Origin of the sequence: Rhodanobacter ginsengiterrae, assembly GCF_050026815.1 — a bacterium.
Taxonomy (GTDB): Bacteria; Pseudomonadota; Gammaproteobacteria; order Xanthomonadales; family Rhodanobacteraceae; genus Rhodanobacter; species Rhodanobacter ginsengiterrae.
Genome location: NZ_JALBWO010000056.1, coordinates 457,299 through 469,614 on the forward strand (window position 1 = coordinate 457,299; position 12,316 = coordinate 469,614).

11 protein-coding genes and 1 pseudogene are annotated in these 12,316 nt (G+C 67.6%); 5 read left to right on the top strand and 7 right to left on the bottom strand.

Translation table 11 applies throughout. The annotated features are described in order from the left end of the window. Positions 1-46 precede the first annotated feature (46 nt). From ACQGNJ_RS14995 to ACQGNJ_RS15005, 3 genes are all read left to right on the top strand, one after another. The gene (locus tag ACQGNJ_RS14995; protein WP_426690039.1) at positions 47-457 is read left to right on the top strand and encodes a VOC family protein; all 411 of its coding nucleotides are present in this window, start codon (positions 47-49) and stop codon (positions 455-457) included. Positions 458-531: 74 nt separating this feature from the next. Then, positions 532-2,178: an acetolactate synthase large subunit gene (locus ACQGNJ_RS15000; protein WP_426690040.1), complete on the top strand. Its 1,647-nt coding sequence runs from the start codon at positions 532-534 to the stop codon at positions 2,176-2,178. 2 nt (positions 2,179-2,180) lie between these two features. Beyond that, positions 2,181-3,572 carry an aldehyde dehydrogenase family protein gene (locus tag ACQGNJ_RS15005; RefSeq protein ID WP_426690041.1) on the top strand — a complete coding sequence of 464 codons (1,392 nt, stop codon included), beginning with the start codon at positions 2,181-2,183 and terminating at the stop codon, positions 3,570-3,572. A gap of 141 nt (positions 3,573-3,713) precedes the next feature. Here the strand turns inward: ACQGNJ_RS15005 and ACQGNJ_RS15010 are convergent, their stop codons facing one another. The 4 genes from ACQGNJ_RS15010 to ACQGNJ_RS15025 are packed head-to-tail and all read right to left on the bottom strand — an operon-like array spanning position 3,714 to position 8,749. After that, the gene (locus ACQGNJ_RS15010; RefSeq protein ID WP_426690042.1) at positions 3,714-4,655 is read right to left on the bottom strand and encodes an aldo/keto reductase; all 942 of its coding nucleotides are present in this window, start codon (positions 4,653-4,655) and stop codon (positions 3,714-3,716) included. A 17-nt stretch (positions 4,656-4,672) separates the two neighbouring features. Then, positions 4,673-6,127 carry an efflux transporter outer membrane subunit gene (locus ACQGNJ_RS15015; RefSeq protein WP_426690043.1) on the bottom strand — a complete coding sequence of 485 codons (1,455 nt, stop codon included), beginning with the start codon at positions 6,125-6,127 and terminating at the stop codon, positions 4,673-4,675. Positions 6,128-6,143: 16 nt separating this feature from the next. Continuing rightward, complete coding sequence (locus tag ACQGNJ_RS15020; RefSeq protein ID WP_426690044.1) at positions 6,144-7,640, bottom strand: DHA2 family efflux MFS transporter permease subunit; 1,497 nt, start codon at positions 7,638-7,640, stop codon at positions 6,144-6,146. Further along, positions 7,637-8,749 carry an HlyD family secretion protein gene (locus ACQGNJ_RS15025; protein WP_426690045.1) on the bottom strand — a complete coding sequence of 371 codons (1,113 nt, stop codon included), beginning with the start codon at positions 8,747-8,749 and terminating at the stop codon, positions 7,637-7,639. The genes ACQGNJ_RS15020 and ACQGNJ_RS15025 overlap by 4 nt, the downstream gene beginning before the upstream one ends. 223 nt (positions 8,750-8,972) lie before the next feature. On the opposite strand from ACQGNJ_RS15025, the gene ACQGNJ_RS15030 reads away from it, so the two are divergent. Then, on the top strand, positions 8,973-9,602 hold the full coding sequence (locus tag ACQGNJ_RS15030) for a TetR/AcrR family transcriptional regulator (protein WP_426690046.1): 630 nt from the start codon (positions 8,973-8,975) through the stop codon (positions 9,600-9,602). A 58-nt stretch (positions 9,603-9,660) separates the two neighbouring features. Beyond that, the gene (gene mug / locus ACQGNJ_RS15035; RefSeq protein ID WP_426690047.1) at positions 9,661-10,194 is read left to right on the top strand and encodes a G/U mismatch-specific DNA glycosylase; all 534 of its coding nucleotides are present in this window, start codon (positions 9,661-9,663) and stop codon (positions 10,192-10,194) included. A 120-nt stretch (positions 10,195-10,314) separates the two neighbouring features. Here the strand turns inward: mug and ACQGNJ_RS15040 are convergent, their stop codons facing one another. The 3 genes and pseudogenes from ACQGNJ_RS15040 to ACQGNJ_RS15050 all read right to left on the bottom strand — a co-directional run. Continuing rightward, positions 10,315-10,563 carry a hypothetical protein gene (locus ACQGNJ_RS15040; RefSeq protein WP_426690048.1) on the bottom strand — a complete coding sequence of 83 codons (249 nt, stop codon included), beginning with the start codon at positions 10,561-10,563 and terminating at the stop codon, positions 10,315-10,317. Between the two features lie 161 nt (positions 10,564-10,724). Then, positions 10,725-11,717, bottom strand: a complete 993-nt coding sequence (locus ACQGNJ_RS15045; protein WP_426690049.1) for an aldo/keto reductase — start codon at positions 11,715-11,717, stop codon at positions 10,725-10,727. Between the two features lie 468 nt (positions 11,718-12,185). Then, positions 12,186-12,316 (bottom strand): annotated as a pseudogene (locus tag ACQGNJ_RS15050) (IS3 family transposase); the annotation flags it as partial.

Consider the following 12,316-nt stretch of genomic DNA (forward strand, 5'->3'; position numbering starts at 1 on the left):
GATTCCGGCCGGGCATGTGTCCGGCCATCATGCAGGAGTACGGTCTGTGGCAGACGCGAATCCCTACACCCTGGGTGTCGACCACGTCGGCCTCACGGTGAGCGACATCGAGCGCTCCCGCCGCTTTTTCGTCGAGTGCCTGGGCTGGAAGGTGGTGGGCGAGAATCCCGCGTACCCGGCCGTTTTCGTGTCCGATGGGATGACGCGGGTGACCCTGTGGCAGGCCGATGGCGACCACGTCGCGTTCGACCGGCGCCGAAACGTCGGCTTGCATCATCTGGCCCTGAAGATCGGGAACCTCGATGTCCTTTTGGAGCTTCACGCGCGCGTCTCGGCCTGGCCGGATGTGGTGGTCGAGTTCGCGCCCGAGCCGGTGGGCAAGGGGCCCAGGGTGCACTGCATGGTTCGGGAGCCCGGCGGCGTCCGTATCGAGCTGGTCTGTACGCCCTCGGGCTGACGGTTCATGCCGGGATCACCGGCGGCGGCTCGCATGAAGCACGCCGGGTCGCCTGGCTATCGTGGAGATAGGTCATGTTGAAAGCTTCGGATCTGTTCGTCGCCGCGCTCGAGAACGAGGGCGTGGAGCGCATCTTCGGCATCCCCGGCGAGGAAAACCTCGACCTGGTCGAGTCCATTCGCCGGTCGTCGATCCAGCTGGTGCTGACCCGGCACGAGCAGGCCGCGGCCTTCATGGCCGCGACCTACGGCCGGCTCAGCGGCAAGCCGGGGGTGTGCATCACCACGCTCGGGCCCGGTGCGCTGAACCTGGCGACGGGGGCGGGATACGCGCTGCTCGGCGCCATGCCGATGATCATGATCACCGGCCAGAAGGCGATCCGCTCATCGAGGCAGGCGCGGTTCCAGATCGTCGACGTGATCGCCACGATGAAGCCGCTGACCAAGCTGTCGCGCCAGATCGTCTCGCCCACCATGATTCCCGCCATGGTGCGCGAGGCGTTTCGCGTCGCCGCGGAGGAACGGCCCGGGCCGGTATTGCTGGAACTACCCGAAGACATTGCCGCGGAGTCCTGCGAAGAGACCGCGCTGATTCCGGCGCATCCGATCGAGCTCCCCGTCGCGAGCACGGAGTCCATCGAACGCGCGGCGCAGCTGATCATGCAGGCGCAGGCCCCGCTGCTGATGCTGGGCGCGGCGGCGTCGCGGCCGCGTTCGTCGTCCGATCTCGCCACGTTCGTGCTGCGCACCGGCATCCCGTACTTCACCACGCAGATGGGCAAGGGCACGGTACCCGGCGGCAGCGAGCTCTACATGGGCACCGCGGCGCTTTCCGAGCGGGACTATGTGCACGAGGCGATCGAGCGGGCGGACCTGATTGTCACCATCGGTCACGACACGGTCGAGAAGCCGCCGTTCCTGATGGGTGCCAAGGGGCCGAAGGTCGTGCACATCGGCTATGAGCCCGCGCATGTGGAGCAGGTCTATTTCCCCCAGGCCGAGGTGGTCGGCGACCTGGGGCCGTCGCTGCGGCAACTGGCCGATCGGGTGGAAGGGAACATCCCCAACGCGCAGGCGCTGTTGCCGCTGCGCGAGGGCATCCTGAGCCGGATTGCTGCACGTGCCACCGAGGATCGCTTCACGCCGCAGCGGCTGGTGCACGACGTGCGCGAGGTGATGCCGGCCGACGGCATCCTCGCCCTCGACAACGGCATGTACAAGATCTGGTTCGCACGCAACTACCGCACGCAGGTCGCCAACACGCTGCTGCTCGACAACGCGCTGGCGACCATGGGCGCGGGGCTGCCCTCGGCCATCATGGCCGCGATGCTGTATCCCGGGCGCCGGGTCATGGCCGTCTGCGGCGACGGCGGTTTCATGATGAACAGCCAGGAACTGGAGACGGCCGTCCGGCTCAAGCTCGACCTGGTGGTGCTGATCATCGAGGACCGGGCCTTCGGCATGATCCGCTGGAAGCAGGCGGTCGATGCGTTTCCCGATTACGGCATGACCTTCGACAACCCGGACTTCGTGACCTATGCGAAGGCTTATGGCGCGACCGGGACCCGGGTGGAGTCGATCGGCGAACTGCGCCCCACGCTGGAAAAGGCTTTCACCGATGGCGGTGTGCAGCTCGTCGTGGTGCCCATCGACTATTCGGAAAACAAGCGCGTGCTGGTCGACGAGTTGCAGCAGCGCTTGCCCATCCAGAAGGAGGCCTGACCATGACACGTCCACTGCAGGTGGTGCAGGCATTCGACCGTGCGGTGATTGCCGAGATTGCCGTCGACGATGCTGCCGCCCTCGAAGCCAGGCTCGCCACGGCCAGCCGCACGCTGCGCAACCGCGACGCGTGGCTGAAGCCCCATCAACGCAGTGCCGTGCTGCTGCGCACCGCCGAATTGCTGCAGGCCCGGCAGGGCCATTTCGCCCGGCTGATCGCCCAGGAAGGGGGCAAGCCGCTGGCGGATGCGACCGTGGAGGTGATCCGGGCCGTCGACGGATTGCGCAATGCGGCCGAAGCAATCCGCACCTTCGCGGGTCGCGAGATTCCAATGGGCCTGACGCCCGCCAGCGACGGGCGCTGGGCATTCACCACCAAGGAACCGATCGGGGTGGTCGCAGCCATCTCCGCGTTCAACCATCCGCTGAACCTCATCGTCCACCAGGTGGCACCGGCGATCGCCGTCGGTTGTCCGGTCATCGTGAAGCCGGCCGCCGTCACCCCGTTGTCCTGCCTCGGTCTGGTGGATCTGCTGCGCGAGGCCGGGCTCGACGAGGCGTGGTGCCAGACCTTCATCACCGACGACAACGCGCTGGCCGAGCGTCTGGCCACCGATCCGCGGGTGGCCTTCCTGAGTTTCATCGGCTCGGCCAAGGTCGGCTGGACCCTGCGCAGCAGGCTGCCTGCCGGGACGCGCTGTGCGCTCGAGCATGGCGGCGCCGCGCCGGTCATCGTCGATCGCAGCGCACCGCTGGATACGATCATCGAGCCGATCGTGAAGGGCGGTTACTACCACGCCGGCCAAGTCTGCGTTTCCACCCAGCGCATCTTCGTCCACGCGGACATCGCGGACGGTTTCATCGAGCGCCTGACCGCCCGTGTCCAGGCGCTGCGGGTGGGCGATCCGCTGCTCGAACGCACCGAGATGGGCCCGCTGATCGCGCCGCGCGAGGCGGATCGCGTGCTGTCGTGGACGCAGGAGGCGGTGGCTGCCGGCGCGGCGATCGTGGGCGGCGGGCGCCTGTCCGAGACCACGCTCGCGCCGGCTGTCCTGCTCGATCCGCCGCCGGAAGCGAAGGTGTCGCAGCTGGAGATATTCGGCCCGGTCACCTGTGTCTACCGCTACCGGGATCTCGATCAGGCCATCGACGCCGCCAACGCGCTGCCCTTCGCGTTCCAGGCCAGCGTGTTCTCCGCGGATATCGCCCCGGCGATGCGCGCCGCGCGGCGTCTGGATGCGTCCACGGTGCTGGTCAACGACCACACGGCGTTCCGCACCGACTGGATGCCGTTCGCCGGTCGCCGGCAATCGGGCTACGGCGTGGGCGGCATACCGTATTCGATGGAAGACATGTCCCAGGACAAGATGGTCGTGCTGCGCTACGAGGGTTAGCCCACCGACTCCGCCCTACGCGGCGGTCCTGGCCCGACGGCCTGCCCGCGCGGCAGGCCAAGGCGTCCAGCCCTTCTGCTGCCGGACATCCAGCCCGCCACCTGACGCCGATGCGGCCTGACGGCCGCATCGGTCGCCGCATCAGCCGGCCTTGGGAACGAATCCCGGTACGCCGGTATCGACCACGGCATTCAGCCGGAACGTCGTCTCGATGCCGCTGCGCATCGCCTGCATGGCGTCTTCGGGCAACGGCGAGATCGCGAAGTTCTCCCGGATGTGCTCGGGGTTGGTCGAGGTGGTCAGGAAGGCACCGCCACGCTGCACGGCCCAGGCCAGGGCGACCTGGGCTGGCGTCCTGCCGAGCCGTTGCGCGATGGCCTTGATCACCGGGTCGTCGGTGACGCGCGGCTCCATGCCGTGGCCCAGCGGGGCGAACGCGAGCAACACGATGCCGTGGGCCCGGCAGTACTCCAGCAGCTCCCACTCGGGCAGGTAAGGGTGGCACTCCACCTGCACCACGGCAGGCATGATCCGGGCCACCGCGACGATCTCCTTCAGCCGCTCCAGGCGGATGTCGGAAAGACCGATGAAGCGACACTTGCCCTCGTCGACGAGCCGCTCCATCGCCCGCCAGGTCTCCACCAGTGTCACCTCGCGGTCGTACGCGGGCTGGCCGTCCTCGTCGGTCGGATACTGCTCGTCGCCGGGCCGGAAGGCGTACGGCGTGTGGACGAGGTAGCCATCCACGTAGTCGAGCTGCAGGCGTTTGAGGCTCGCCTCGAGCGCGGGGCCGACCCGCTCCGGCCGGTGATTGTTGTTCCACAGCTTGGTGGTGACGAACAGATCCTCGCGCTTCACCGTGCCGGCATCGAAGGCCTCGCGCATCGCCTGGCCGACGATGTCTTCATTGCGATAGAGCTCGGCGCAGTCGAGATGGCGAAAGCCGGTCTCCAGCGCCACCTTGATCGCCTGCCGGGCCGCGATGGGGTCGCGGATCAGGGTGCCGAATCCGACCGCGGGCAGCGTTCCGGCGCCGTTGGCCAGCGGGAGGGTGGTTTCGTAAAGATGTTCTGCAGGTTGCATGTCGGTTCTCCAGGTCATCATTCGTTGTCGCGGGCCATCCTGCGCGCAAGAGCGCCATCGGAATGGCCACCCAGCGCGACGGAGAGCTGCGCCGTGTCGAGGTACTGCGCCGTCTTTGCGCGGAGCTGCCCGATCAAGGCGTGCTGGTAGGCCCGCTGGGCGTCGAGTACCTGCAGCAGCCCGGTCTCGCCCGCCTGGTAGCCCGCCTGGCTGATCCGCAGGCCGGTTCCCGCGGCGTTCAATGCGCGCTGCTGCGCCGCGTATTCCTCGTTGTCGTGATGGATCGCCTGCAGCAGGTCGGCCACCTGGCCCAGCGAGCGGATCACCGTTTGCCGGTAGATCGCGAAGCTGGCCTGGTAGGCGTCGACGGCGCCGCGGCGGTTCGCCTTGAGGGTACCGCCGTGGAAGAGCGGTGCGGTCAACGCCCCGGCGACACCCCAAAGCGTGCCTGCGCCCGGCCCGGCCCGGCTCACCGAGGCGGAGAGCTGCAGGTGCGGATAGATGTCGGCAGTGGCGACGCCGATCGCGGCACTCGCGGCGTGGAGTTCGGCCTCGGCCTCGAGGATGTCCGGGCGTCGACGCGCGAGCTCGGAGGGCAGGGTGAGGGGAAGCTCGGCCGGCAGCGCGAAATCGGACAGCGCGAAGTCCGGCGGCGTCCAGTCGGCGGGACCTTTCCCCGCAAGCACGGACAGCGCGTGCCGCGCCGTATCCCGCTGCTGCGCCAGCGGCGGCAGCAAGGTCTGGTCCTGCGCGAGCTGATTCAGGGCGAGTGCGACGTCGACCTGGGTCGCGCTGCCGTAGCGCTCTGCCGCGCGGACCAGCTTCAGGTTCCTGCGGTCGTCGGCCAGCAGCTCGTCCAGCGCATCCATCTGCGCCCGCGCGGAGGCGAGCAGGATGGCCTGGCGGGCGACATCGCCGGTCACGGTCAGGTAGGCGGCATCGAATCGATGGCGCTGCAGCTCGGCCAGCGCCGCCTGCTCCTCGATCCGCCGCCGGTTACCTCCGAAGAAGTCGAAATCGAAGCTGACCTGCGGGCCGACCGCGTACTGGGTGGTGGTGGTTCCGCGCCCTGTGCGTTGACGCCCGCCCTGGGCGGCGACATCCACCTGGGGCAGCAACGCACCACCGGCCGCGGCGACGGCTTCGTTCGCCTGGGCGATCGTCGCATCGGCAGCGTCGAGGTCCAGGTTGCCGGCGACCGCCTGGCGCATGACCTGGTCCAGCTTCGGCGAGCCGAACACCGCCCACCAGTCGTCCGTGGGCGCGCGATCCGCGTCGATGCGCTGCGCGCTTTCCGGCACGCCGGGCGCGGTGAGCGCCCGCTCGGCCTGCAGGTCGTAGTGGCGCGAAGTGGTTGCGGCCGGTCGCGAGAAGTCGGGGCCGACCATGCAGGCCGACAGGAGCAGGGCCGGTGCGGCAAACAGCGCCGCCCGGGCGACGCGCCGGGAAAGGGATGATCCAGACAGTTTCATGCGCGGCTCCGGCCTGTCAAAGGCGCTGGCGGGGTTTGCGTAGGAACAGGACGAGCGGGCTGGCCGCGAGCATGACCAGCATCAGCACCTTGAACTGGCCGATCACCGCGATCAGTGCCGCCTGGCCGGTGACCATCTCGTTGATCGCGCCGAGCGCCGGCCCCGCGAGCGGGCCGGTCGCCTGCGCGGCGACGCCGTAGGGCCGCAGATGCCTGGCGAGCGCCAGGTGCATGGCCTGGGTGTTGTTGTAGAAGTAGATCTGGACGATCGCGACGCCGATCGTGCTGCCATAGAGCCGCGACAGGTTGAACAGCACCGTGCCCTCGGCACGGAACGTCGGGTCCAGCGTCCCGAAGGCTTCCCGCGTGAGCGCGGGCATCATCATGCCGAGGCCCGCGCCCTGGAGCGCGCCGGCGACCATCACCGGCATGCCATCCATCAGCGGCGAGTAACCGAGCATCCGCCAGTTGGCATAGATCACCAGCGCCATGCCGAAGGCCACCAGCAGCCGGTTGTCGATCACCCGGGGTGCGCGCCAGGTCAGCATCAACGCGCCGATCAGCGCGGCACCGCGCGGGATCGTGAGGTAGCCGGCGGTGTCGGCGGGGTAGCCGAGCAGTTCCTCCAGCATCGGCGAGGTCAGCGCCAGCGTCGGCAGCAGCACGAAGCCGAAGGCGAAGAAGATGACCGCGCTGAGCCCGAAATTGCGGTCCCGGAACAGCGCCTTGTTGAGGAAGTGCTCCCGCCGCGTCAGCGCGTGCACGATGTACAGGTAGAAGCCCAGCGCCGAGACGACGGCTTCCACCCGGATCTCGGTCGAGGCGAACCATTCCAGACGCTCGCCGCGATCGAGCAGCATCTGCAGTCCCGCCACGCCCAGGGTGAAGGTCGCCAGGCCGAAGAAGTCGAATGGCGGCCCCTTGGCGAATTTCTTCTCGGGCAGGTACAGGCCCATGGCCGGCAGGATGAACGCGACCATCGGCAGGCTGAACCAGAACAGCGCATGCCAGCCGCAGGTCTCGCTGAGCCAGCCGCCGATGCCCGGCCCGCTGAGGATGCCGAGCAGCGAGGTCACGCTCCACACCATGCCGATCCGCCCGTGCCGCAACGGCGGCAGTTCGTCGAGCAGGATCGCCATGGACAGGGGCGCGAGCATTCCGCCCGCGGCACCCTGGAAGATGCGCGCGGCCACGAATTGCAGCGGTGTCGTTGCCAGCGTGTCGAGCACCAGCGCCACGCCGAACAGCGCGATGGACGTCTGGAACACGGTCTTGCGCCCGAACCGCGCAGCCAGCCAGTGCATCAGCGGCATCACGATGGCGCTCGCCGCGATATAGGAAGTGAACACCCAGCCGATCTCGTCGTCGGTCATCGACAGGCCGCCCTGGATGTGCAGCACCGCGGCATTCGGCAGCGAAATGTTGACCGCCTGCATATAGGTCGCGAGCAAGGCGGCGGCGACGATGGCGCGATGGCCAACCGACGTCGTGCCCGGGGCAGGGGACGTGCTCACAGGCGTGCGTCCGCGACAGTCCCGGCCGGAGTCCGTTGCGCCCGGGTATCCACCCGCGCGGTCACGCTGATGCCGGAATACAGCGGCCAGCGCGCATCGGTGGCATCGAGCTCGAGGCGCACCGGCAGGCGCTGGACCACCTTCACCCAGTTGCCGGTGGCGTTCTCCGGCGGCAGCACCGAGAGATCCGACCCGGTGCCGGGACTCATGCTCACCACATGGGCGTGGAACGGGTGCCCGGGATAGGCGTCCACCTCCACGGTGGCCGGCTGTCCCGGGCGCATCCGGGTCAGGCCGGTCTCGCGGAAGTTGGCTTCGATCCACACGTCGCGGCTGGAGATCATCGAAAACACCGGCGCCCCGCCGTGGACGAAGTCGCCCACCTGGAGGTCGTCGACCTTGGTCACGATGCCGTCATCGGGCGCGACGACGTTGGTGTATGACAGGTCCAGTTGTGCGCGATCCAGCTGGGCCCGGGCTTCACGTACCGCCGGATGCCGATCCACATCGATGTCCGGATCGCCGTCCAGCCCGGCCACGGTCCGCGCGACCTGCTGCTGCACCGAGGCGAGGTGCTGCCGGGCGACCTTGAAGTCCGTCTCGGCACGCTCATAGGCGGCGCGGGAGGCGAAGTTCGATGCGAGCAGTCCTTTCTTGCGCGCGAATTCGCGCCGGTCGAAATCGGCCGCATCGCGGGCGGATTGGGAGTCGGCCAGTTGCTGCCGATAGGTCGCCTTCAGCGCCAGGATCTGCAGGCGCGCGCTGGCCAGCCGCGCCTGGGCCTGGGCCACGGCGATCCGGTACGGCTGCGGATCGACGCGGAACAGCAACTGGCCCTTGCGGACCCGCTGGTTGTCCTTGACCCGGATTTCCACCACCTGGCCGGACACCCGGGCATTGATCGAGTCCCTCGCCGCGCGCACGAACGCATCATCCGTCGAGACATAGCGCATATCGGCGAGGAACCAGGCGGCACCGCCCAACGCCAGCACCACCGGCAGGGCAAGCATCAATGGCCAGCGCAGCCTTTCCCTCGTCGTGCGGGTCGCGGCCGCAGGCCCGTGCCCTGTGTCCGGGGCCTTCGTGTTGTCGTCGACTTCCTGATGCATGGTCTGGATCCGGTATCTCGGGTGAGTGACGCCGTCGCCGGCGCGGTTGTGGGGCGGCATCGCCACGTGGGTGTCTTGCTTGCGCTGTGGCGTCTTGAACTGCGCGATCCGACGGCCTGCAGCCGCGCCTGGCGCAGGTGTCCTTCGGGGTGGACCGGGCGTCCGTTGAATTTTGTACGGAACCGTATAATATTCACGACATCGACGATCTTCAAGGGTTTTTATGCAAAACGGAACAAAAAAAGACGACGACGCACGCAAGCCCCGCGGGCGGCCGCGTGCCTACGAGCCGGCGGCGGCGCTGCAGCAGGCCACCGATGCCTTCTGGAAGACCGGCTATGCCGGCACCTCCCTCGACGACATCGCCGCAGCGACCGGCATGAACCGGCCCAGCCTGCGGGCCGCATTCGGCGACAAGCGCGCCATCTACCTGAAAGCCCTGAACGCGTACTGGGAGCTCAAGCTCGCCGCGATGCGCGAGGCACTGGAGGGCGACCGGACGCTCGAGCAGGCGCTGATGGCCGTCTACGACGCGGCACTGTCGATCTATTTCTCCGGCCGCGGCCGGGCGCGTGGATGCTTCGTGGTGGGAACCGCCGTCACCGAAGCGGTGCACGACGCGGAGACCCGCAAGGTGGTCAGCGAGGGGTTCCGCAAGCTCGATGCCGACTTCGCGGCGCGTCTGCGCCTTGCGCAGGAGACCGGCGAGCTCAAGCCGTGCGTCGACCCGGAGGCGCTGGCGATGCTTGCCACCGCCACGATGCAGACGATGGCCATCCGGGCGCGTGCCGGCAGCTCCCGTGCAGACCTGCGACGGTTCGCCGAAAAGGCCGTCGCCGTGATCTGCGGATAAGCGGGCCCGGCCATGCCCGCAAGCACTCCCGGAGCCGGCCGTACCGCCGCGTCGAGCCATGGCTGACGTGCTACCCGACCTCCTTGCCGAAGGCCTGGCTGTGGTGTTCTGCGGCATCAACCCGGGCGTGCAGGCGGCGGCCAGCGGGCACCATTTCGCGGGCCGCGGCAACCGCTTCTGGAAGACCCTGCATCTGGCCGGCTTCACCGACCGGCAGCTGCGCCCCGAGGACGACCGCCTGCTGCTGGGTTATCGGTGTGGCCTGACCTCGGTGGTCGAGCGGCCCACGGCGCGCGCCGACGAACTGTCGACCGCGGAGTTCCTCGCCGCCGCCGCCCTCCTCGAGCAGAAGATCGCCCGCTACCGCCCCGGCTGCATCGCCTTTCTCGGCAAGGTCGCCTACGGTGCCCTCGCCGGGCGAACGGCCGTCGCGTGGGGACGGCAGCCGGAAACGATCCACGGCAGTTCTGTCTGGGTACTGCCCAATCCGAGCGGGAGGAATCGCGCCTTCGCTCTGGCTGAGCTGGTCGATGCCTACCGCGCGCTCCGCGTTGCCATGTGCGGATCGACGGCGAGTTCTCCCGCCGTGTGAGCATGGATGCCCGGCGCTGCCTCCGTTCCGCTCGGAACGTCAGGCCGGTGCACGTGTGGACGGCAGCCCCGGATACCGCGGCGGGGCAGGGCTGCTGACATCGAACGATGTTGCGACCGCTCAATACTTCAGGTTCAGCTCCGGCACCCGCTTCCTGTGGATCTCGAACAGATCCAGGAACTCCTCTTCGGTCAGTTCGTCAGGGGCGTACACAGCGACGGGGTCCCACTCATGGTCGGTCGGCTGCGGTCGCCGCGGGCCGCCACGCAGCGAGAACGGACGTCCATCGTAATCGAGCAACTCAGGCGCTTCCTCGATGTGCTCGATCCTCGCGTCATCGGGACTGACAAGAAAAACGGTGAAGATCATCGGTGGCTCCCGGGGCGGGCTTCACGCAGGAAGGGCCGGCATCATGGGCCCGCGCGCGTTAGGAAAAAGTGCTTTCGGAGCCGCACCGAACAAGGTGCGTGCCGTATCCGGCATCAGCCGCGCAAAGAGCGCCACGGGCGCGAGCCTCCCGAGCACGCGGGCTACTGACGGGTTTGCTTTTCGAGGTGCGCCGGATAGCGCTCGCCGTGCACGGGGATGCTGTCCAGCACACGCTGGATGTCCTGAAGGTTTTCACAGGTCAACTCGATCTCTGCCGCAGCGAGGTTTTCTTCGAGACGGGACAGCTTGGTGGTGCCGGGGATCGGCACGATCCACGGCTTCCTGGCCAGCAACCAGGCGAGAGCGACCTGGGCGATGGTGGCCTGCTTGCGTCGTGCAATACCGTCGAGCGCGTCGATGAATGCCCGGTTGGCCTTGCGGGCATCTTCGCCAAAGCGGGGGAGGCGATTGCGAAAATCGTTCCGGGCGAACTGGGTGCCGGCATCGATGGCACCGGTGAGAAAGCCCCGCCCGAGCGGACTGAACGGCACGAACCCGATGCCCAGTTCCTCGAGCACGGGCAGGAGCTCGCCCTCCGGTTCACGCCACCACAGCGAGTACTCGCTCTGCAGCACGGCCACCGGCTGCACTGCATGGGCGCGACGCACGGTGCTCGCGCCGGCCTCCGACAGGCCGAAGTGCTTCACCTTGCCTTCCGCAATGAGGTCGCGGACCGTGCCGGCGACGTCCTCGATGGGCACGTCCGGGTCCACGCGATGCTGGTAGAACAGATCGATCCGGTCGGTCTTCAGGCGAGCCAGTGAAGCTTCGCAGACTTCCCGGATGTGCGCGGGCCGGCTGTTGAGGCTGCTGCGCCTCACACTCTCGTCACCGACGGCGAAGCCGAACTTGGTGGCGATCACCACCTCATCGCGCACGGGCTCCAGCGCCTCACCCAGCAACTGCTCGTTGGTATACGGCCCGTATATCTCCGCGGTGTCGAACAAGGTGACCCCGCGATCGACGGCAGCCCGGATCAAGGCCATGCCGGCCTTCGTTTCGATGGGCTCGCCGTAGGCGTGGGTCAGCCCCATGCACCCCAAGCCGATTGCCGATACCTCGAGCCCACTGCCGCCAAGCGTACGGAGATTCATGCGACTCTCCCTTCCGGAAAATTGAGGGACTGCAAGCAAGCGCTGGTAAACCTAACATGGCGCTGAGCGGGGAGATCAGGGTCGGTTATCGAGGGTGGCCAACCGTGTTGCAACCGATGCTATACACGGCGGCCTAGCCATATGGCTCAGCCATTGCGTTGCCACGGCGTGCTCGATAGACGCCACCAGGGTAATCAACGGGATCGAATAGCCAACTCCGGCGCGTTGAAGTCGCCGCGCACGAGCAAGCCCGTGTGGTACTTCTTCGCGAAATGATGGAGTACAGGATCATGAAGGGGAAATGCCCGAGTGAACGGCTGCTCCTTCCGCTCCACCTTGTCATCAGGGATGTAGGCTCTAGCGGTATCCGCCAGCCGTTGGGCCGCAGTAGGGCGTTTCCATCCAGACGCCAGTTCGTCGCACTCCAAGAACTGGATGCGGCCAAGAAACTTAGGCCACAATAGGGTTCTATCCCGAAATCACGGACGGTTGTGAAAGGGTGGAAAACTTCAAATCCTGCCTTGCGGTTCTTCGCCGCATCCTTGGGTTGTGGTGCCGCTCGATGTATTCGAACACATCCGCTCTCGCCGCATCGAGTG

What these genes read in the sequence shown, in the direction of transcription:
- mug (WP_426690047.1), top strand. Translation starts at nt 9,661, where the DNA reads ATGGCTGACGTGCTACCCGACCTCCTTGCCGAAGGCCTGGCTGTGGTG.
- ACQGNJ_RS15000 (WP_426690040.1), top strand. Translation starts at nt 532, where the DNA reads ATGTTGAAAGCTTCGGATCTGTTCGTCGCCGCGCTCGAGAACGAGGGC.
- ACQGNJ_RS15005 (WP_426690041.1), top strand. Translation starts at nt 2,181, where the DNA reads ATGACACGTCCACTGCAGGTGGTGCAGGCATTCGACCGTGCGGTGATT.
- ACQGNJ_RS15015 (WP_426690043.1), bottom strand. Translation starts at nt 6,127, where the DNA reads ATGAAACTGTCTGGATCATCCCTTTCCCGGCGCGTCGCCCGGGCGGCG.
- ACQGNJ_RS15025 (WP_426690045.1), bottom strand. Translation starts at nt 8,749, where the DNA reads ATGCATCAGGAAGTCGACGACAACACGAAGGCCCCGGACACAGGGCAC.
- ACQGNJ_RS15030 (WP_426690046.1), top strand. Translation starts at nt 8,973, where the DNA reads ATGCAAAACGGAACAAAAAAAGACGACGACGCACGCAAGCCCCGCGGG.
- ACQGNJ_RS15040 (WP_426690048.1), bottom strand. Translation starts at nt 10,563, where the DNA reads ATGATCTTCACCGTTTTTCTTGTCAGTCCCGATGACGCGAGGATCGAG.
- ACQGNJ_RS15045 (WP_426690049.1), bottom strand. Translation starts at nt 11,717, where the DNA reads ATGAATCTCCGTACGCTTGGCGGCAGTGGGCTCGAGGTATCGGCAATC.
- ACQGNJ_RS15010 (WP_426690042.1), bottom strand. Translation starts at nt 4,655, where the DNA reads ATGCAACCTGCAGAACATCTTTACGAAACCACCCTCCCGCTGGCCAAC.